The organism is Oceanispirochaeta sp. (genome assembly GCF_027859075.1).
In the GTDB taxonomy this organism is placed as follows: Bacteria; Spirochaetota; Spirochaetia; order DSM-2461; family DSM-2461; genus Oceanispirochaeta.
The window spans coordinates 1-21,982 of record NZ_JAQIBL010000310.1 but is presented as its reverse complement, the minus strand read 5'-3'; the positions used below and the strand labels follow the sequence as shown (position 1 = coordinate 21,982).

General features: G+C 47.2%; 16 protein-coding genes. 6 read left to right on the top strand and 10 right to left on the bottom strand.

Going from position 1 to position 21,982, the window contains the following annotated elements:
• Window positions 1-34: 34 nt before the first annotated feature.
• The 3 genes from topA (at window position 35) to PF479_RS17525 (ending at window position 6,518) form a co-directional block, all read left to right on the top strand.
• Window positions 35-2,527, top strand: a complete 2,493-nt coding sequence (gene topA / locus PF479_RS17535) for a type I DNA topoisomerase (RefSeq protein ID WP_298009348.1) — start codon at window positions 35-37, stop codon at window positions 2,525-2,527.
• Window positions 2,528-2,718: 191 nt separating this feature from the next.
• The gene (gene ftsH, locus PF479_RS17530) at window positions 2,719-4,947 is read left to right on the top strand and encodes an ATP-dependent zinc metalloprotease FtsH (protein WP_298009345.1); all 2,229 of its coding nucleotides are present in this window, start codon (window positions 2,719-2,721) and stop codon (window positions 4,945-4,947) included.
• A gap of 134 nt (window positions 4,948-5,081) precedes the next feature.
• Window positions 5,082-6,518, top strand: a complete 1,437-nt coding sequence (locus tag PF479_RS17525) for a sodium:glutamate symporter (RefSeq protein WP_298009342.1) — start codon at window positions 5,082-5,084, stop codon at window positions 6,516-6,518.
• A gap of 72 nt (window positions 6,519-6,590) precedes the next feature.
• Here the strand turns inward: PF479_RS17525 and hflC are convergent, their stop codons facing one another.
• Window positions 6,591-7,574 (bottom strand): protease modulator HflC, encoded by a 984-nt coding sequence (gene hflC, locus PF479_RS17520; RefSeq protein ID WP_298009339.1) that lies wholly within the window; start codon window positions 7,572-7,574, stop codon window positions 6,591-6,593.
• A complete protein-coding gene (gene hflK / locus PF479_RS17515) occupies window positions 7,571-8,560 on the bottom strand; it encodes an FtsH protease activity modulator HflK (protein WP_298009336.1) in 990 nt (329 codons plus the stop codon). The genes hflC and hflK overlap by 4 nt, the downstream gene beginning before the upstream one ends.
• Before the next feature lie 203 nt (window positions 8,561-8,763).
• On the opposite strand from hflK, the gene metG reads away from it, so the two are divergent.
• Together metG and PF479_RS17505 are read left to right on the top strand one after the other, a co-directional pair.
• A complete protein-coding gene (gene metG, locus PF479_RS17510) occupies window positions 8,764-10,926 on the top strand; it encodes a methionine--tRNA ligase (protein WP_298009333.1) in 2,163 nt (720 codons plus the stop codon).
• Between the two features lie 3 nt (window positions 10,927-10,929).
• Complete coding sequence (locus PF479_RS17505) at window positions 10,930-11,964, top strand: peptidoglycan bridge formation glycyltransferase FemA/FemB family protein (protein WP_298009330.1); 1,035 nt, start codon at window positions 10,930-10,932, stop codon at window positions 11,962-11,964.
• Between the two features lie 82 nt (window positions 11,965-12,046).
• On the opposite strand, the gene PF479_RS17500 is transcribed toward PF479_RS17505, so the two are convergent.
• A complete protein-coding gene (locus PF479_RS17500; protein WP_298009327.1) occupies window positions 12,047-12,874 on the bottom strand; it encodes a hypothetical protein in 828 nt (275 codons plus the stop codon).
• Window positions 12,875-13,111: 237 nt separating this feature from the next.
• On the opposite strand from PF479_RS17500, the gene PF479_RS17495 reads away from it, so the two are divergent.
• Window positions 13,112-14,875 carry a formate--tetrahydrofolate ligase gene (locus tag PF479_RS17495; RefSeq protein ID WP_298009324.1) on the top strand — a complete coding sequence of 588 codons (1,764 nt, stop codon included), beginning with the start codon at window positions 13,112-13,114 and terminating at the stop codon, window positions 14,873-14,875.
• A 15-nt stretch (window positions 14,876-14,890) separates the two neighbouring features.
• Here PF479_RS17495 and PF479_RS17490 read toward each other — a convergent pair whose 3' ends face one another.
• From PF479_RS17490 to PF479_RS17460, 7 genes are all read right to left on the bottom strand, one after another.
• Complete coding sequence (locus tag PF479_RS17490; RefSeq protein ID WP_298009321.1) at window positions 14,891-15,409, bottom strand: tRNA (cytidine(34)-2'-O)-methyltransferase; 519 nt, start codon at window positions 15,407-15,409, stop codon at window positions 14,891-14,893.
• A 14-nt stretch (window positions 15,410-15,423) separates the two neighbouring features.
• Window positions 15,424-17,460, bottom strand: coding sequence for a RelA/SpoT family protein (locus tag PF479_RS17485; RefSeq protein WP_298009318.1), 2,037 nt, complete (start codon window positions 17,458-17,460; stop codon window positions 15,424-15,426).
• Entirely contained in the window at window positions 17,457-18,305 is an 849-nt protein-coding gene (gene prmC, locus PF479_RS17480; protein WP_298009315.1) for a peptide chain release factor N(5)-glutamine methyltransferase, read from the bottom strand. Before prmC ends, PF479_RS17485 begins: the two co-directional genes overlap by 4 nt.
• Complete coding sequence (prfA, locus tag PF479_RS17475; protein ID WP_298009313.1) at window positions 18,302-19,372, bottom strand: peptide chain release factor 1; 1,071 nt, start codon at window positions 19,370-19,372, stop codon at window positions 18,302-18,304. The genes prmC and prfA overlap by 4 nt, the downstream gene beginning before the upstream one ends.
• Before the next feature lie 122 nt (window positions 19,373-19,494).
• Entirely contained in the window at window positions 19,495-20,562 is a 1,068-nt protein-coding gene (locus PF479_RS17470; RefSeq protein ID WP_298009310.1) for a GGDEF domain-containing protein, read from the bottom strand.
• Between the two features lie 12 nt (window positions 20,563-20,574).
• The gene (locus PF479_RS17465) at window positions 20,575-21,522 is read right to left on the bottom strand and encodes a hypothetical protein (RefSeq protein ID WP_298009306.1); all 948 of its coding nucleotides are present in this window, start codon (window positions 21,520-21,522) and stop codon (window positions 20,575-20,577) included.
• Window positions 21,523-21,542: 20 nt separating this feature from the next.
• Window positions 21,543-21,982, bottom strand: a 440-nt coding sequence (locus tag PF479_RS17460; RefSeq protein ID WP_298009303.1) for a hypothetical protein, incomplete at its 5' end; no start/stop codon positions are given.

Here is a 21,982-nt window from a genome sequence, read left to right as displayed (position 1 = left end):
TCCTGATTTTTTACATATTTTCCTGGAGGAACTCTTGGCAGCAATAAAGAAACTTTTGATCGTGGAAAGCCCCGCAAAAGCAAAAACAATTAAAAAAATTCTCGGTAAAGATTTTACTGTCAAAGCATCGGTCGGACATATCCGCGACCTGAATAGCAGTGGTCGCGGCAAGAAAGCTCTGGGAATAGATCTCGAACATGACTACAAACCCGACTACATTATAATCAAAGGCAAAGAAAAAACCGTCAAAGAGCTGCAGGATGCCGCAGCCAAGGCCGATGAAATCTACCTGGCTCCTGACCCCGACCGCGAGGGTGAGGCTATTGCCTGGCATTTAAAGGAAGCCCTGAATCTCAGTGATGAAAATGCTCACCGTGTGACCTATTCTGCCATTACGAAACGCGCCGTTCTGCATGCCCTTGAAAATCCCGGCAGGATTGACATGGACCGGGTCAATGCCCAGCAGGGCCGGAGAATCCTGGACCGGCTGGTAGGGTTCAGCCTTTCCCCTTTCCTGTGGAAGAAAGTTGCCAAGAACCTCAGTGCCGGACGGGTTCAGTCTGTGGCAGTTCGTATCGTTGTCGACCGGGAACGGGAAATCAAGGCTTTTACACCGGAAGAGTTCTGGCGAATTAAAGCTCTGGTTTCATCACCTGAGGTTCAAAAAGAACAATTTGAAGCAGCCCTTGTCCGTTGGCAGGGGAAAAAATTCGAATTGGGCAGTCCCGCCGCTTCCACTGAAGACGCCTCTGCCGTGGTTGCTGAACATGTGAGAAATAACAATCTTAAAATACGAAAAATCGAGACAAGGGAAGCTAAAGGCCGCCCTAGTCCTCCCTATATCACATCCACCCTCCAGCAGGGAGCCAGTACCTATCTGAGCTTTGGTACAACAAAGACCATGTCGGTTGCCCAGAAACTCTACGAAGGAATGGAGATTGATGGTTCCACAGAGGGTTTAATCACCTACATGAGAACCGACTCCTCCCGGATTGCACCGGAAGCTATAGAAGAAGTCCGGGACTATATCTCAAAAAACTTTGATCCTGAATATCTCCCTGAAAAACCTCAGGAGTATTCTACCAAAAAGAATGCTCAGGATGCTCATGAGGCGATTCGTCCCAGTTCTGTCGAGTTAACCCCTGAAAAGGTTAAACCCTATCTGACACGGGATCAATACAGACTCTATGAATTGATCTGGCGGCGTTTTGTTGCCTCACAGATGCCTCCAGCCCGGTATGATATCACTACGGTTACCATAGAATCGGGAGAAGCCGAGTTGGAAGCCAAAGGAAGAATTGTACGCTTTCTGGGACATAGCATTCTGATTCCCGATAGTGAAAAGAAGGAAGATGCAAAATATCAGAACCTGCCCGACGTAAAAGAGAATGATCCTCTGAATCTGGATAATCTGGATGTTACTCAGAATTTCACAAAACCGCCCTCCCGTTACTCTGAAGCGAGTCTGGTGAAGGCATTGGAAAAAGAGGGCATCGGCCGTCCGTCTACCTACGCACCAATCATCAAAACGATCAATGACAGAGGTTATGTACGCCTGGAAAGCAGGGCCTTTCATGCCACCGAACTGGGCATGGCGGTCAATGATATTCTTGTGGAAAATTTTGATGACATCATGGATTTGAAATTTACTGCCGGTATGGAAGACAGCCTGGATGAAGTTGAACAGGGACACAAAGACTGGGTCACCCTGATTGATCATTTCTATAAACCCTTTGACGAGAAACTTGAAAAAGCTTTGAAAGAGGCGGAACCATTGAAAGGCCGTCCCTGGGACGGAGATGAAAAATGTCCTCTCTGCAGCAGTTCTCTTTTGGTTCGTTATTCCGTAAACGGGGCCTTCCTGGGCTGCTCTACCTATCCCGAATGCAAGGGCCTTATCCCCATGCCCGGAGAACTGGATGAAGATGAGAATGCAGAACCTGCAGAAGTCATCCCCTGCCCCGAATGCGGCAGCAATATGATCAAGAAAAAATCCCGGTACGGCAAGGAATTCATGGCCTGTTCCCGCTATCCTGAATGTAAAAATACATTGTCTCTGGATAAAGAGGGTAAACCCGTAGAACTGCCCAAAATTGTGCGTGACTGCGATGAATGCGGAAAGCCAATGGAAGTGAAGATGGGTCGCAGAGGACCTTTTCTGGCCTGTTCCGGATATCCTGATTGTAAAAATACCATGCCCATAGACAAAGACGGCAAGGCTGTCATTCTCCCCAAAGTGGAAGGTGAGGTCTGTGAGAAATGTGGAAGTCCCATGGAAGTGAAAATGGGTCGCCGGGGACCATTCCTGGCCTGTACAGCATTCCCGAAATGCCGGAATGCAAAACCTCTCCCCGGGGAAGAAGTCCCGGAGAAGAAAGCGGCAGCAGTAAAAAAAGCGGCAGCAGGAAAGAAAGCGGCAGCAGTAAAGAAAGCGGCAGCAGGAAAGAAAGCGGCACCGGTAAAGAAAGCGGCAGCAGTAAAAAAAGCGGCACCCGTTAAGAAAAAAGAATCACCAGAAAAAGAGTAAAACATTAGGGCAGTTCCATAGTCTAAAGATAATCCTGTAGTTCGCCAGAGTGGGGGGGATTTACAGGACTTTTTTAACTTTACTTCCCCCAGGAGATTCCGTATTTTAATAATAATGGTTTTGTAAGTCCCGCAATTCGGGAATTCAGACCAAGAGCCTTAATCTGAAGACAGGTCAGGCAGGAGTAACAGATGAGTAAAGAAACTGATGACTATAAACTGAATGCCAATGGCAAACAGGATAACAATGATGACTGGAAACAGAAGCTCCGGAATGAGTTGAAACCAGAGAATATGGAAAAAAGAGTCAAGAAATTCAAAAATGGAAAATATAAATTTTCTTTCTGGTACTTTCTCCTTGTCATCGTTGTACTGGCAATACTCAATTTTATGTTTCTGAAAACCCCTGATGAGGTCATCGAGTTTTCCAACTTCAAAGAAAAAGTTACTGCGGGTGAAATCAAACGGGTCAAGATAACCCCTTCTTTTTACTATGGCATGACCTATACATCCGACGAGTATGCCTCTCAGGTGGTTGATACCATCTCCCAACGCCTGTCAGGGAACGCACCCTCCCAAGATCTGGGGAATGTTTTTAAAACAGTACCTATCAATGATCCAACCTTCGTTCCTCTTCTGGAAAGTAAGGGAGTTGAGTTCTATGCAGAACAGGAAAAGAGGAATTATTTCGTAGAGATCCTGCTGAGCTGGGTCATCCCACTTCTGATTCTCTTTTACATCTGGCGGATGATCTTCAAAAAAATGGGTAACATGGGCGGCGGATCAAACGTCATGAGTTTTGGTCAGAATAATTCAAAGATTGTCGCCGAAGAAGATTTGAAAACACGATTCAAGGATGTGGCGGGTTGTGAAGAGTCAAAAGATGAATTAATTGAGGTCGTCGATTTTCTCAAGACCCCGGATAAATACACCGCTATTGGTGGTAAAATTCCAAAAGGTGTTCTCCTGGTAGGACCTCCAGGAACAGGTAAAACCCTGATGGCCCGTGCTGTAGCCGGCGAAGCGGCAGTGACATTCTTCCGGATGAGCGGTGCCGACTTTGTTGAAATGTTTGTCGGTGTCGGAGCAGCCCGTGTGAGGGACCTGTTCAAGCAGGCTCGTGAAAAAGCGCCCTGCATCATCTTCATCGATGAACTTGATGCCATTGGAAAAAGCCGCGCCGGAGCCATGAGTACCAATGATGAGCGTGAACAGACTCTGAACCAGCTGCTGGTGGAAATGGATGGATTCGATTCCACCTCGGGTGTTATCATCCTGGCCGCCACCAACAGACCGGAAGTTCTGGACCCGGCTCTCCTCAGACCCGGTCGATTTGACAGACAGGTTCTGGTGGATAAGCCCGACCTTCTGGGACGGGAAGCCATATTGAAAATCCATACCGTCGGAGTCACACTGGACCCCTCGGTTGAATTAAAAAATGTCGCCAAGGCCACACCCGGTTTTGTTGGTGCTGACCTTGCCAATATCGTCAATGAAGCCGCCCTTCTGGCTGTGCGGGGAGGACGGAAGGCAGTGACTCATAAGGACCTGGATGAGGCCATTGAAAAAACCATTGCCGGTCTTGAGAAAAAGAACCGTCTGATCAATCCCAGGGAGCGGGAAATCGTGGCCTATCATGAGACAGGACATGCCTTGGTGGCCGCTTTTACACCGGATGCCGATCCAGTGCATAAGATATCCATTGTTCCCCGAGGTATGGGAGCCCTGGGGTATACCCTTCAGACCCCGACGGAAGACCGTTTTCTTATGACTCAGGATGAACTGATCGGGCGGATAGATATCCTTCTGGGAGGACGGGCTGCGGAGGAAATTGTCTTCAATATGATCTCAACCGGTGCATCCAATGATATCATGAAGAGTACGGATATCGCCCGCAACATGATTACCGAATACGGCATGAGTGCACGCTTCAAGAATATGGCTCTCACAAGACGGAGCGGCAGTTACCTTGACGGCAGTGGACCGCAGAAAGAATATTCTGAACAGACCCAGCAGTACATCGATGAAGAAATATCCAGGCTTATGGAAGAGCGTTACAAGGTGGTTGTAGATATGCTGACAAAACACAGAGATCTCCTGCAGAAGGTGACCGATCATCTGATGGATGAAGAAGTGATCAGCAACGAGGAATTTCTGGAGATCATTAGAACCAATGATACCGGCGCCAACGAACTTGTCACCCGAAAGAAACGGGACATGAAGGTCACAGAACGGGCCGCCATGACAGGACAGAAACGGAACGATGCCATCATCGCACGGAATAAGGCGAGAGAGCTGGCTGAAAGTAATGAACCCCCCCAGGTCAATTCGGATCATAAATCAGAGTCTCCCTTCACAAGGGAAGTGCCTCTGACCATGGAAGGGGATGAAGAAAAAGAGATCCCCGACGATAAGGTTTAATTCATTCTCTCAGTGTAAATCCTGAGCAAAGGTCCCAGTCTCCCAAAAGGAGACTGGGACCTTTTTTTTTGACAAAAATGCCTTTTCTGTTGTAAATTAAAGGTGTATTGTGTCAATGGCTACAGGAGGCACTCGTGAATTTTCATTGGACTTTTATTATTGATCTCGGCATTATCTCCATCGCCTTATTATTGGGAACACTGATCCGGTCAAAAATCAGTTTTTTTCAGAAATATCTGATACCCAATTCTCTGACTGCAGGATTTATTCTCCTGATATTTTACAATTGGATAGGACCCCTTTGGGGCTGGACCACCCTTTCTCTTGGAAACATGGTTTTTCATTTTCTGAATATTTCATTTATCGCCATGATTCTTCGCGTTGGAAAAAAGGTTAAGTCAGACAGAAAAGCCGTGTTTTCAATGGCCACATCTCTTGTCGCCCAATACGGGTTGCAGTGCTTTGTCGGGACAGTCCTGACCCTCATTATGATACACACCGTGTTTCCGAATCTCTTTCCCGGTTTCGGCCTCTTCGCTACTCTCGGATTTTCACTGGGACCAGGCCAGGCCTTTGCCATCGGAAGCGGTTGGGAAGATCTGGGTTTTGAAGGACTGGCTTCGGTTGGTCTCACTTTTGGTGCTCTCGGGTTTCTGCTAGCCTGTTTCGGGGGGATTTTTCTGATTAATTTCGGTCTCAAAAAGAAATGGATCTATCCCGAACAGATGTCCGGTCTGGATAAAGCGACTGTCCGTGCAGGTGTTGTGAAAAGAGGGGAGGAGGCACCCGGCGAAATGGTGTCAAATAAGACTTCCACCGAAGCCATCGACCCCTTGTCTTTCAATGCCGCCATGATTCTGGGTACCTATCTGCTCAGCTACCTGTTTCTACGCCTTCTGTCCTGGCTCCTGGCTTTTGCCGGTCCTCTGGGATCTGAACTGGCTGTGAACCTCTGGGGAATCATGTTTATCTTTTCTGCCGTCATGGCCATGGTTGTGAAAAAAATTCTGGTCATCCTGAATCTGGAATACATTGTAGATGATCAGAGGCTGACGCGAGTGGCCGGTTTTTCCGTCGATTTTATGGTAGCCGCTTCGGTGGGAGCCATTTCTATCGCCGTATTGGTGGATTATTGGATTCCCATTCTGGTTGTTGCCGGGATCAGTGGTTTTATTACCATCGTCACTCATATCTGGCTGTCCAGCCGGATCTTTGAAGATCATAGTTTTTACAGGGCCATTCTGATCTATGGCTGTGTTACAGGAACACTGCCAACGGGCCTTGCTCTTCTGAGAATCATCGATCCCGAGTTCGAGACACCCGCATCCAAGGATTACATGTATGCCTCGGGGATGGTCTTCCTCATGGTGATTCCTATTATCCTTACAGCTAATATGCCAGCTTATGGCGCCCTTAAAGGCTCTTTGGTACAGACTTATATCGTTCTGGGTATCTATGCCTTCTATGTGCTTCTCTGTTTCGTTCTTTATTTAATTCTGTCCGGTAAGAACAGGTTTAATCGACCTGCCGATCTCTGGCTGGCCCAGAAGCATCTGAAGGTGAAAAAGTAAAGGGTTTAACTCAAAGTATCAAAAAAAACCGGGGTCAGTTTTAACTGCCCCGGTTTTTTATATAGGAAGAGTTTATCTACCTGTGGAATTATAGAGATATTTGAAATAATCCATATCTGTTGTCAATGTCTTATTCAAAGAGGGCAGGGTGGTACTGTAGGACTCCATAGATTTCCAGAAGTTATAGAAATCAGGATTACGTCCATATTCATCACCATAGATTTTTGTTGATATTGCATCGGCCCGACCTTTGATCTCTTGAGACTTGGCATAAGCTCCTGAAAGGATTGATTTCTGTTCTCTTTCGAGTTTTCCCATCCATTCTGCTTTCTGACCTTCACCATAAGACCGATAGGCCTGGGCAATCTGGTTTCGTTCTGTGATCATTCTGGCATAGACAGACTGTGTCAGGTCGTCAGAATAACGGATCTGACGGATAACAACGTCTATCAGCTTTATTCCATACTCGGGTGTTAAAATTTTGGCTCTGGTCTGAATTTGATCAGAAATTATTTGACGTCCCTTCTTAATTTTGGAAAAGTTTGTTCCAGTGGTAATCGAGAAGTTTGGACCGTTCCCTTCTTCATCGGTGATGACCTGCGCTGCCTGGGTTTTAACAGAAGATTTTCTGATCTGGTCTGTGCTTCTCACAGATTCGGCCAGAGGATTCTGGGCAATGATGGTTCTCACAGCCGAGTCGATGACATCATCAAGCCGGGCGTAGGCCTGGTTCATGGATGTGACAGATTCATAAAATTTGGCAGGATCACTGATGATCCAACGGGCGGTTGTATCGACCCAGATAAACTGGTTTTCAGATGTGGGAAGTCTTTTGGGGTCACCATCCCAGCTGAGAATTCTCTTGGAATATCGGGAAACATTATCCACAAATGGAACTCTAAACTTCAATCCGGCATCGGTTTCAGCCTTCACAATCTTACCAAAACGGGTAACGATTGCCTGCTCACCTTCGGGAACAATATAAAAAGGTCCCATAAATGCAACCAATATGAAAAGAACAACTGCGACAAGTAAAATCTTTATTGAACTGTTCACTGTACACCTCCTGTCTGTCCGCCAATGGCTTTGAAGGGGACAAAGTTTTTAAGATTCTTGTCTACAATATCAACAGGGTTTCCTTTCTTGAGGACCTCGTCTATCATTTCATAGTAAAGCCGGTCCCGGGTAATGGAAGGATTCTTGTTGTATTCTGTCAATACAGCCGAGAATCGAGCCGTATCACCGTTTGCTTTGTTCACACGCTCTGTTGCGTATCCCTCTGCCACCTGAATCAACTGCTGAGCCTGACCTGTTGCCTTGGGGATTTCCTTGTTATAGGCTTCTTTCCCTTCATTGATGAGTCTGTTCATATCCTGAATGGCTTTATTCACGTCTTCAAAGGCATCCTGAACTTCTCCCACGGGGGGCACTATGTTCTGAAGCTTGACGGTCGTTACCTGTATACCCATTCCGTAATCATCCATTACGGCCTGGAGCATCTGGATGCTCTGGTCTTCGATGCTTATTCTTTCAGATCCGATAACATTCAGAATGGCCCGGTCTCCTACCAGCAGGTTTACGACGGACTGGGAGATATCCCGGATTGTCTTTTCCTTGTTGTTCACATTGAACAGCCAGGCTTGGGGGTCAACAATTCTATACTGAATGATCCAGGAAACATCTACAATGTTCAGGTCCCCGGTAAGCATGAGGGATTCATTGGAATAGTCATTCTTTGAATAGACTGTATTGATTCCGGCGCTGTCGGTTCTGAAACCGAACTGCATGGTCTGGATTACCTTGGTGGGAACTTTGTAGGCTCTTTCCACTCCCAGAGGGATTTTATACTGTAGTCCCGCTCCGGTTGTCCGGTTATATTTTCCCAGTGTCAGTACAACCGCTTCTTCGGTCTGGTCTACGACATAAACACCGCTCATAATACTGAATGCTGCGATGACAACAATCAATATGATCCAAATGTACTTTGGCTTCATCGGCAAATTAATCTTTCCTTTTTCAGGAGAGACATCTCTTTCAGGCATGGATAGGCTCCTTATTTTCAAATTATCGAGTCTTTGGACATGTAATCCTTTAACTCTGTCTTAAAAGGTATATAACCTGGCCTCTCAGGTCAAGGATAATCGTTTGTTCTCCCTAAGAGGCGGCATTGACAATTCCTTTCACCCTTTTTATGATAATCCGATTGAAACAATCCAATAAATCAAGATTTCAGCGAGGTTTGGCCGTGAAACGAAGACTTGTGACTTCAGCACTACCCTACGTAAATAATATTCCCCACCTGGGAAATCTTATACAGGTTCTCTCAGCCGATGTTTTTGCCAGGTTTTGCCGCCAGTACGGCTATGAAACCCTTTATGTCTGCGGCACCGACGAATACGGAACCGCCACCGAAACAAAGGCCCTGGAAGAAGGCGTGACTCCCCGGGAGCTCTGTGACCGCTTCCATAAGGTCCATGCAGATATCTATAAATGGTTCAATATTGAGTTTGACTATTTTGGAAGAACCTCAACACCCGAGCAGACCGAAATCGTTCAGGGGCTTTTTAAAAAAATTGATGACGCTGGTCTAATCAATGAAAAAACGATTGAACAGCTTTTTTGCAACAGCTGCGATCGTTTCCTGGCAGACCGTTATGTCCATGGGACCTGTCCTCACTGTGAATCTATCAATGCCCGGGGAGACCAGTGTGAAGACTGCGGCAAACTTCTGGAGCCCATCGAACTGATCGAGCCGCGTTGCGGAACCTGCGGGGCCACCCCGGAATTAAAAAACACCAGTCACCTCTATATTGACCTTCCCGCTGTGCTTCCCAAGCTGGAAGCCTGGATGGAAGAAGCCTCAGTAGACGGTTTCTGGGCTCGAAATGCCATTCAAATGACAAAGAGCTGGATTCGGGACGGCCTGAAAGAGAGAGCCATCACGAGAGACCTGAAATGGGGTATTCCCGTTCCTAAAGAGGGCTTTGAAGACAAGGTTTTCTACGTCTGGTTTGACGCTCCCATCGGGTACATCTCCATTTCAGCCTGTTATACTCCCGAGTGGAAATCCTGGTGGCAGAATCCTGAAAATGTGAAACTCTTTCAGTTTATCGGTAAAGATAATATTCCCTTTCATACTGTCATCTTTCCCTCTACACTGCTCGGATCGGGAGAAAACTGGACCATGCTTCATCATATGTCCTCCAGTGAATACCTTAACTATGAAAACACAAAATTCTCTAAAAGCAAGGGAATCGGTGTCTTCGGCAACGATTGTCAGGACACAGGTATCCCGGCGGATGTCTGGAGATTTTATATTTTCTATAACAGACCCGAAAAATCGGACACCCAGTTCACCTGGAAAGATTTTCAGGAAAAGGTAAACTCCGAACTCATCGGGAATCTGGGAAACCTGGTCAACAGAACTCTGACCTTCACAAACCGCTTTTACGACGGTAAAATCCCAGAGGGAAAGGTAGATGAAGCCCTCTGGAAAGATATCAGTGAAAGAGAGGCGGTCATTACCTCTAAGCTGGATAGAGCCGAGTTGCGGGATGCCTTTAAGGAAATGCTCTATCTCTCCAGCCTGGGGAATAAGGCTTTTCAGGAAGGTGAACCCTGGAGAACCAGAAATGACGATCCCGAGGCGGCAGCCAGCCTCCTTATGAACCTGCTCTACCTGGTGAGAGACCTGGCTATTCTGGTTCATCCCTATCTTCCGGGAACATCCGACCGCATCGCTTCCCAACTGGGGTTGAGAGACCTGAAATGGGAACATCTCTGTGAAATGAAGGGTGTCGGCACCATCGGACAGCCTGAAATCCTGTTTAAGAAGCTGGAAGACGACTTTGTGGAAGAACAGATTCTCCGCTTTGCAGGTTCTCAGGCCGATAGAACCGCTGCTGGAGCTGAGGACAATCCCGAGTCCAATTTCAGAGCAGTCATCGACCTGAGGGTCGCAAAGATTCTCAAGGTTGACCAGCATCCCGAGGCCGACAAACTGTATGTTATCACCTTGGACGGGGGCGAGGCGGAGAGCAGAACCATCTGTTCCGGACTGGTGGGACATTACAGCATTGATGAGCTTGAAGGCAGGAATATTATTCTGGCCTTCAACCTGAAACCAGCCAAACTGCGGGGGATAAAGAGCAACGGAATGCTCCTCGCCGCCGAGAACAAGGAACACATGGAAGTTCTGTTTTCTGCAAGCGGGCAGCCCGGTGACAGAGTTCTTCTGGAAGGAGATAACTCGGATCTGACCGCCCCCGGCAAGAAGATCAAGGTTGATCGTTTTTTTGAGGGTCCCATCCTTGTGAAAGACCATGCCGTCATGGTGGGAGAAACGGCCTTATGCATCTCCGGACAGCCTGTGAGAACCGAAAAAGTCGTCAATGGAGAAGTAGGCTGATCTTTGGCCGTCCTGATTGCTGAACGAATTTCCCTGGAAGAACTGAGCTCCAGGGCAGAAACGGCTGGTTTTCTCCAGACCGCCTTCTGGGCAAAACAGAAAGCCTCTTTCGGCTGGAAAGCCGAGGCCATACGCTGGAATCGGGGGGAGAAAGAAGGTGTTCTCTTGATCCTCATCCGTTCCCTTCCTGCCGGTCTGTCTCTGGCCTATGTCCCCGGAGGGCCTCCCGCCTCTGCAGGACAGGAGGACAGAGACAGCTTTCTGGTGGAGTTGTCCATGGAATTGAGGGGCATCCTGCCCCTGGGTTGTTTCTTTATCCGTTACGATCTACCTGAATATTCTACCTTTGATACCCTGGCTCCCGTATTTCCGGACATTTTAAAAAAGGCTCCTCTCGACATTCAGCCTCCCGACACGGTGGTTCTTGACCTCCGGGAGGGATACGATGCCCTGCTTCCGGGGATGCATAAAAAGACACGCTACAACATTCGCCTGGCCGCCAAAAAAGGAGTCACTGTGGAGATCGCCGGTGCCGACAGGCTGAAGGAGTGGTACGAACTCTACCGGATCACTGCCCTGAGGGATAAAATTGGAATTCATCCTCTCTCCTACTATGAAAACCTCTTTTCTCTTCTTTCAGACAACAAGCAAGCTCGTTTAAAACTGTTTCTGGCTTATTCAGAAGCTGAACTTCTGGCAGGAATTATCGTTCTTTTTCACCAGAAGGAAGCGGTTTATCTCTACGGGGCATCATCCAATGAAAAAAGAAACCTCATGCCCGCTTATGCTCTGCAGTCAGCGGCCCTGCAGGAGGCCTGCAGACGGGGCTGCACCAGTTATGACATGTTCGGAATTCCTCCCAGTGAGGACCCGGACCATCCCATGGCGGGACTGTATCGTTTTAAAACTGGATTTGGTGGAGAAATCCGTCATAGACCAGGAGCCTGGGATTATCCCTACAGCCGTCTGATTTATCTTTTTTACCGCCTTTTGGAAGCTGCCAGAAAGTATTATTACAAGAGCTGGAAGAAGCGCTAGCTTGAGGTGTTATTGCAGGTATATGATTGCTCTGGGATTTTAAAAAGGCAGCAAAATCGGCGGCCTTTTTCTCCTTTATATATCAACTCCAGATAATTTCGATATTCAGTCCCGTATTGGCACTGGTAAACTCAATATTCTTGTCTGATTCCATCCTGATCCCTTCAGGGATCAGGGAGCTGTTTATCCATTTCCAATTTATCGACCCGAATATTTTCAGATCACTATCAAGGCCGAACTGGGGATCAACAATTTTTATGTTACTCCCGTAAAGCTGGATATTTGTCTGATCCGAAAGAATCGGCGCATTGAGATCGATGGTTCCGGACCAGGAGGAACCGGAGTGGGAGCAGCTTAAATAACGATTGGTAGCATCATCGCCAATTTCTATATAGGGTTTGTTCTCCATGATAGTCCCGCCGCTGCTGACTTGCAGCAGCGGGTTATTTGTATTTCCGGCAACGGAAATTGTGTAAGTTTCTGTGCAGGAAACTGATTCAGGTACCGTGAATTCATGGCTGATAGATGTCAATGCAACAGAGACATCGGTCAGGCAATCTTCTGTAACGGCTACAGACTCCTGAAATCCTGATCCTAATAATATTCCTTCCGAACCGGAGCAGTTCCCCGCAAGAATCAATACCGTGTAATTCCCTACCTCAACAGATAGAGTTGTCGTGCTGTTGCTTAGATCCAGCAGTGCAGATATGACAGTTGTTTCATTGTAAATTAAAACTTCGTACAAATCCGTATTACTCGAGGCTGTAGTTGAATCTTCCATCCCAATAGCTTTATTGTTGTTATTGCCGATGCTTATTCTAATAGATCCGCTTGGACTCGCTTCAGGTTCATCCATATTATGGCAACCCCAGAACAGAACCAGTAAAATTGATAGAATCATCATCTTCATAGTGGACTCCTTTTATTGATACATAAAACAACGGAAATATTTCGTCCCGTGAATCAAAAAAAGAGAAAAAAGGTTAATAAAAAGATCATATGGTTCAGATGTATAAAGGTCAGACCCTGTAAAATTTCTTAACCTATTTTTACCTAACCGGGTTATCATTTCTTATAGATTTGTGCAAAAAGCCGCTCCCGGTGAGGGGCTGATATTGCATAAGAAATTTTTGTCCAGGAGCATAAAATGGCCGTTACCCGCATATCACCCCCCCCCTCAGATTTAGACATCGCTCAATCTGCCTCTATCCAACCCATCCTTCAGATTGCCGCAAAGTATGGTCTTCCAGAGAACCAGTTGATTTCATACGGGACGGAGAAGGGGAAAATCCGTCTGGATGCCCTGAAGGATCTGGAAAAAAAGCCCTCTGGAAAATATATCGATGTTACTGCTATCACACCGACTCCCCTGGGCGAAGGCAAAACGACAACGACCATCGGTTTGACCGAAGGACTGGCCTATCTGGGTCATAAAGCGATCTGTGCCATCCGTCAACCCTCCATGGGTCCGACCTTTGGAATCAAGGGCGGAGCTGCCGGAGGAGGGTACAGCCAGATTGTCCCCATGGAAGAGTTCAATCTTCACCTCACTGGAGACCTCCATGCGGTCACTGCCGCCCACAACCTGGGTGCGGCGGGTCTGGATGCCCGGATCTATCATGAGAGCCGCTGGAGCGACGCCTTCCTTGCCAAACAGGGGCTGACCCGGCTGAATCCAAATCCCTATGCCATCCTCTGGAGGCGTGTTCTGGATATGAATGACAGAGCCCTCAGGAATATCATGGTCGGCATGGGTGAGTTGGGAGATGGTCCCCTCAGACAGAGTGGTTTTGATATCACCGTTGCCAGTGAGCTGATGGCGATCCTTGCCTTGTCCCGGGATTTAAAAGACATGCGGGAAAGGATCGGCCGGATGGTTATGTCTCTGGATAAAAAAGGACAACCCCTGACTGCCGAAGATTTCGGAGTGGCCGGTGCCATGACAGTCCTTTTAAAAGATGCCCTGATGCCCAATCTGATGCAGACCATGGAAGAGCAGGCTGCTCTGGTTCATACGGGCCCCTTTGCCAATATTGCCCACGGGAATTCATCTGTCATTGCCGACAGAATGGGAATCCGGATGGCCGATTATCTGGTGACTGAATCCGGTTTCGGGGCCGATGTGGGGATGGAGAAATTCTTTCATATCAAATGCCGTACCAGCGGGATGACCCCCGATGCGGTGGTGCTGGTCGCCACTGTGAGGGCTCTAAAGATGCATGGAGGCGGACCGGCGGTCACTCCGGGGAAGGAGCTTGATCCTATCTATAAAGAAAAAAATACGGAGCTTCTTAAAAAGGGCTGTGCCAATATGATCGCCCATATTCAGACAGTCGCGAAATTCGGGGTACCCGTGGTTGTGGCCATCAATGTCTTTCCGACGGATGATCCCGAAGAGTGGCAGATCATCAGGGAAGAAGCCCTGGCGGCGGGTGCGGCGGATGCTGTTATTTCACGCCATTGGGAGCTGGGAGGAGAAGGGGCGGCCGATCTGGCGGCAGCTGTCATCAAAGCAAGCAACACTCCCTCAGAATTCCGTTATCTCTATGATCTGAAGACAAGCGTCAAGGAGAAGATTGAAATCCTGGCTACAGAGGTTTATGGGGCCGCTAAGGTGGAATATTCGTCTGTTGCAGAGAAAAAAATAAAGACCTACAGCGATATGGGATACGATGAGCTGCCTATCTGCATGGCGAAAACCCAGTACTCCCTGTCTCATAACCCCCTTTGGAAGAATGTACCGCCCAAAGGATACAGTTTTCCTGTGGAGGACATACGCCTCAGTGCGGGAGCAGGCTTTTTGTATCCCCTGGCGGGGAATATCATGACCATGCCCGGATTGGGATGCAAACCGGCCTTTATGGGTATCGATATTGATACCGATACCGGGCGTATTATCGGGTTGTTTTAATCAGGCAGTCCGGGTTCAACTGGTTTGGCTCAGGCTCTCTTCCCATGAAAGGTTGTGAAGTTCTCCCTCCAGCTCCATCCCATGAAAACTCTGCTGCTTCAGGGCTTCATAGGTAATGATGGCCACCGCATTGGACAGGTTCAACGACCGGATTTCCTCTTTCATGGGAATCCGGATACAGTTTCCCGGGTGTGTACCCAGGATCTCTTCTGGAATACCTTTGGATTCCTTTCCAAAAATCAGATAGGCTCCAGAAGGGTAGGACACATCGGCATAGGTATTTTTAGCCTTGGTCGTGCAGAAAAAGTAGGGACCGTCGCTGTTCTGTTCAAAAAAATCTTCGATGCTGGCATAAACGAAGAGGGACAGTTTTGACCAGTAGTCAAGACCGGCTCTGCGAACTGCTTTTTCATCGATAGAAAAACCGAGGGGTTCGATCAGATGCAGAGCTGCGCCGGTTGCAGCACAGGTTCTGGCAATATTTCCAGTATTCTGGGGAATTTCCGGTTCATGCAAGACAATGTTTAGGCTCATGGGTCCTATCCTCCTTAAAATTGTTTCACTTTTTGTATATTCATTACGGAAGGTATGGTTCTTATGCTTTTCGCTATCTTCTTGTAATCATCCATTTTGTTCATTTCCACCGTAAAATATCCCTCCAGATCTCCCCTGTCGGTTTCATTGATACTGCCGGAGATGAGGTGACCCTGGTACTTGCGGATGGCTCCTTCAATTTCTGAAAAGAGATCTGCCACATTCCGCGCGCCCACCTTGAAACTCTGGGTCGCCTTATCGGAGTAATTTTCCCATTCCACATCAATTTTCCGCTCTTCAAAATCATTGATGCCTTTCAGGTTGTAACAGTCGGCTTTATGCACAATGATACCCCGGCCCCGTGAAATAAAACCGATGATCTTGTCTCCTGCTGTAGGGTTGCAGCAGCCAGCCAGTTTAATCATGATATTCCGCTCTTTATCGATGCTGATCCCGATTTTGCTGCTGTCCATCATCTTGTTTTGGAAAGGCTTTTCTTCCAGGGCATTCTTGACTGGTGCTGGTGCAGTTGACTGGCGTTTCAAGGCCTTTTTGGCAACTATATGGCGGTCAATGACAATATCACTATCGTGTCTGTTCAGCCAGTTTCGTATTTTTGACCGGGCCCGGGTTGTTTTTACAAAACGCAGCCAGTTCAGATGAGGATGGGCATTGGCAGAGGTCTGAACAGAAATCGTCTGAGTGTTTTTAAGGGATTTATTCAGAGGGATGATCATATCATCCGCCTTGGCGCTCAGACAGTGATCGCCAATATCCGTATGGATGTGGTAGGCAAAATCAATGGCTGTTGAGCCGCTGGGAAGCTCAATGGTGTCTCCCTTGGGGGTGAACACAAAGAGGGTATCCGTGAGTACATCTTCTTTCAGACTGTTGAAAAAATCGCTGGTACCATAATCTTCACTGTTGATATCCCTTAGCTTTTTCAGGAGGTTTGAATTATAACTATCCAAATCGGCCGTCTGCTTTCCTTCCTTGTAGGCCCAGTGGGCGGCAACACCGTATTCGGCGGTATTATTCATCTTATCGGTTCTAATCTGAATTTCCAGGGGCTTTCCTGATGATGTCATTACCGTCGTATGCAGACTCTTGTAGCCATTTTCCTTGGGCATGGCAATGTAGTCTTTAAAACGTCCCGACAGGGGTTTGTAAAGATGATGCACCAGACCCAGAAGGGCATAACACTGGGGTTGGGTTTTACAAAGGATTCGGATACCCAGAAAATCATAGATTTCATTGAGTTCTTTCCCCTTGTGTTTCATCTTCAGATAGATGGAATAGAAGTGTTTGGCCCTTGTTTTTATGCTGATTTCTATCTCTTCTTCCCTTGCCGCTTTGATAATCTGTTCCTGAACCAGTTTCAGAAACTCTCCACGCTCCTCTTTCTTTTGACTGAGGAAGAATTTTATTTCATCATAAACCTCAGGCTTTAGATATTTGAGAGACAGGTCTTCCAGCTCTGTTTTCAGGGAGTAGATACCAAGCTTCCCTGCCAGAGGGGCATAAATATCCAGACATTCCCGGGCAATTCGCTTCTGCTTATCCTCGGGCATGTACTGAAGGGTATTCATGTTGTGCCGCTTGTCTGCCAGCTTGATCAGGACAACCCTGATATCCTTATCCATGGCCAGGATCATCTTGCGGATGGTTTCTCTTTCCTGAACACGTTTATTCTTAACATTGACGATGTTGATTTTTGTAACACCATTGACCAGATGAAAAACTTCCATACCGAAGCGGTCTTTGATTTCCTGCCTGGTGACAGTCGTGTCTTCCAGAATATCATGAAGGAGTCCTGCCTTGATCGCCGTGGCATCCAGCTGCAAACTCAGAAGTATCTCTGCAACATGAATGGGATGGATGACATAAGGTTCACCACTGGCCCGTTTCTGCTTTGAATGCAGCTCCTGAGCCCAGCGGCAGGCTTTTAGTATTTCCTGCTGATCCTCTTCGCTGAAATGGCCGAGCTTTTCTAGAAATTCCTGAATAAGAACTTCCACCTTATCCGGAGTAACCAGAGCAACATCAATCATGGAATCTCTCCCTGAATGACTCTTTCATGAGAGGCCAGATCCTGGACCCTCTTAATTTTATCAAACCCTGCTGCTCCCATTAATCGCTCCATTTCATCCATCTGGCGTGGATCGGCTTCCATCATGAGCATTCCCTTTTTGTTCAGAAGGAGGGGGGCATCCCGGATAATTTCTCTGATCAGATCAAGCCCATCTTCTCCGCCGTCCAGTGCCAGTGCCGGCTCCCTCCAATTCTGATCCATTCTGTCCTCAGTTTCCACTGTTGTTAGATAAGGGGGGTTGCTGACGATCAGATCCAGGGGACCTTCCAGGCCTTTGAGCAGGGAAGCAAGTCTGAACTTGACATTCCCGGCACACAGGTTATTTCTGTTTTTTTCAAAAACAGACTCGGAAGTCGATGAAATGTCAGAAGCGCTGACCCGCAGCTCACTGTTCTCCAGAGCCAGGGTCAGGGCAATGCAGCCGCTCCCCGCGCAAAGGTCATGAATTCGGCGATACCCCCGCCTTTCAATCTGATCCAAAGCGGCTTCAATGAGTACTTCAGTGTCGGGCCGGGGACAGAGAATTCCCTGTTCCACAAAAAAGGACCGCCCGAAAAACTCTTTGCTCCCTGTCAGATAGGCTACAGGATGCCCTGATCGTCTCTTTTCAATGAGGTCCATAAAAGAGTGGAAGAGTTCTTCCTCCAGTCTCTCAGGATAAGAGGCCAGTAATTTTTCACGGCTGCATTTCAGCAGACTGGCCAGAAGCACTGTCGCATCGAGCCAGGGTGTTTCCGAATCTTTTAATTTCTGAGACCCTTCTCTCAGAACTTCACGGATGATTCTTTCCTGAAGGTCTATCATATTCTCTCGGTTTTTAATGCCTCTTCCTGTGCACTCATCTTCAAGGCGTTAAAAAAATCAGAAAGATCTCCCTGCATGACCGCATCCAGCTTGTACAGTGTCAGATTGATTCTATGATCGGTGACACGGTTTTGAGGAAAGTTATATGTTCTAATGCGCTCGGACCGGTCTCCCGAGCCGACCTGGCTTCGTCTGGCTTCGGCTCTTTCTGAATTCTTTTTTGCCTCTTCCGCTTCAAGAAGCCGGGACCTCAGGACTCTCAGGGCCTTGGCCTTATTTTTAATCTGGGATTTCTCATCCTGACAGATGACTACCACTCCTGTGGGAAGGTGAGTGATCCTGATGGCAGAGTCGGTTGTGTTTACACTCTGTCCCCCGGGACCTGAAGAGCGGAACACATCGACCTTCAGGTCCTCTGTCCTGATTTTCAGATCCGTCTCTTCGGCTTCGGGCAGTACGGCTACGGTGATGGCCGAAGTATGAATACGGCCGCCTGACTCAGTGGCCGGAACTCGTTGGACCCGGTGAACTCCCGATTCATAACGGAGGTCGGCATAGACACTCTTGCCGCTGATGGAACAGACAATTTCCTTGAATCCCCCCAGTTCAATTTCATTGGAGGACATGATTTCAACTTTCCAGTTTTTTGTTTCTGCATAGCGGGAATAGGCCCGGTATAGATCGGCTGCAAAAAGAGCCGCTTCGTCACCACCGGTTCCGGCCCGGATTTCCATGATAATATTTTTTCCGTCAAGAGGGTCCTTAGGGACCATGAGGAATCGGATTTTTTGTTCCATCTCCTCAACATCCTTTTCGAGGCTGTCAATTTCTTCCTTAGCCATTTCTTTCATTTCCGGGTCTTTTTCGGCAGACAGCATCTCCCTGGCATCAGCCAGTGAGGAGATCAATTCCTGATAGGAGTTGGCCGCCTCCATAATCTCCGACAGATGAGTGTAATCCTGCATGACAGTTTTATATTTTTTCTGATCTTTCACCAGTTCCGGATCAGAGATCAGTTTAGTCAGTTCATTGTAACGGCCCTTCAGACCATCGAGTTTTTTAAGCATCTATTCTCCCTGCTGCATAAGAGAAACCTAAGGGATTGTAATCACTCATGTCAGCGCAATCCCCTTTTATATCAGAAATAAGCTCTATCCGCAAGTAAAGACACTCTCAATTGAACTCTCAATTATCTGCAGTCATCATCAAAAACACAGACCCTGTTTCTGCCGGTAGCTTTCGCTTTATAAAGGGCTATATCAGCTTTCTTGATGAGATCATCCGGCAGGGTTTCTCCCTTGAATTCTACAATGCCGATGCTGACCGTCAGCTTGACTCCTTCGGGCCAGTCTTCCGATTTTTCAACCTTCAATCTCATTCTTTCGGCAACTTCCAGGGCATCTTTTGGATTTAGATCATCAAGATAGCAGATGAATTCTTCACCTCCGTACCGGGCAAAAACATCGGCTCCGCGAATCATTTCGCTGCACATCTTGCTCAAATGGATTAAAACAAGATCTCCCACATCATGCCCCTTGGAATCATTGACTTGTTTAAAGTGATCCAGATCCATCATCAGAAGGCTAATCGTTTCTTCTTTATGGCGTTCCAACCTTGCAAAACGACGTTTGATGGCTTCATTGAAATAGAGTCTGTTGGGAATGCTTGTGAGAGGGTCATGCCGGGCCTCATGGCTGGCTGTTTCTCTGGAACGGAACAAGCGGTTCTCTAGACATTTTGCTTCAGAAATGTCTGTTATGGTCACTGAAATGCCCTGGATGTTTCTGTACTTCAACATATTCTGCAGAACAATCTGATAGTATCGTTCCTGCTCCAGATCCAGGGACGTCAGATTCAAACACATCAGATGATCCGGAGCCATGGCGGCCACAGTCTGAAGACTCTGGACAAGCTCCCAGTGGTTTTCCTTCTCAAAAAAATCTAAAAGAGAGCCCTCCCAGAAAATACCAGTTATACGCTCTTTCAGGTTTCCCGAAACATCGCAGATTAATATGGTTTCATTGCAATTCTTCAAAAGGCGGGTAAGGCGTTTCCTTTCAGTGATACGGATCAGTATTCTGGAAACCAGGACCACAAGAATCATCAATATAATCAGAAATAGATCCTGGGAAAATTTCAATTCTGAGGGAAGTTGATGAATCTTCTTCGTGGTTGAAACATCTGCAAACACACTCAGGACTGGAAGGAAAGGGAGCAGATATAATATTTTTTGTGTGCGCCTGGAGAGCCTTTGCATTCATCCTCCGGGTCAGGGAATTTGTCTCCTCAAGATTTCAAAGCTGTCTACGGCTTCACTTACATCCAGATAACTGACCTTACCTTTTTCATTATAAAGGAAATTTGACTCACCTTCCCATAATAAATCAAGAAAATGTCCTGTCAGACAGGCGGTAATGCCAAATGGAATGGCTGTTTGACCCAATCGGGCGGGTAAAGCCCTGGTAAAAAGAGTTACCTGGTCTTCGGTGTATTCTACTCCATTGGCCTTGATATCGATCCAGAGATCACCATTTTTGTAGAGTGTTTCCCACTCTTTGAGGAAGGTATCACGGCAGATGGTGAGTCTGATATGATGATCTTTCACCATAAATCCCGGAGTTTTGCGAATATCCCCTGATCTGAGATTCAATATATCCTCTTCAAACTCTGTCAGGAAGTATTTATTCTGCCTGTAGACGACTTCCCCCCGGGGGTTATACACCACAGCCTGATTCACCAGACCTTTTCTGTCCCGGCTGTAATTCAAGCGGGTACCGCTGAGGATAAAGACATCATATCGGGACGCTAAATCCCCCCACAAGTCATTCAGAAAGCTATCGCATTCCTGAGATTCCCTTATAAACAGCTCATTAATGGTCAATCCGGGATGGTCATGAACCAGAGTTTTCCAAACGTCTTCCATGGGCATTTCAGAACTCAGGTAGGAATACCAGGGAATCAAAGAAGCAAAAACACCCAGATATTCAGGAAAAATGACAAGATCAGCCTCTCCCTCTGCCATGGCTTTTGCCATCGCCTCTTCCATGGCCATTCTATAGGATTCTTCAGAGCGGATCATGTCAGTCTTCATTTCAAACTGAACAACGACGGTTACCAGTGTATTTGATTCGCTCATCGCCGACAGATTGATCACTGGAAGGAGGATGATCATTAAATTAAGAAACACCTTCCCCCATAAGAGGGAAGGTCTATTCATTGAAATTCTCATATCAGGTCTTATTCAAAGGTATAATCCATCTGATTGTCAATGGTGAACGTTTCTCCAAAGGTGGGAACCACTTTTGTGGAAGACTTAACGGTTTTTTGGCCATTGGTTCCTATTTCATAACGGATCACTGTTTCTGACAGATTCTCTTCATCATTATCAGTGAAAATCCAGTCCAGGTAATCAGAAAACCAGCTGTCATCCGACCATGCGGGTACTGTTCTGGAGAGGGTATGTTCATAGGCCAGGGATGATCTTTTTGGTTTTCCATTACCGGCCGTATCAAGGGATTCCGTGTAATATCTCACTCCGAAAATCTCTTTGTTTTCCTTGTAAAACCAGCTGATCCAGTTATTGATCTTCTGATAGTAATACACCTTGCTGCTCCAGGCAATGTCACCAGCTGCCGCAGGGACTGGGGGAACCCAGGCAATATCAGAAGGGATAACCA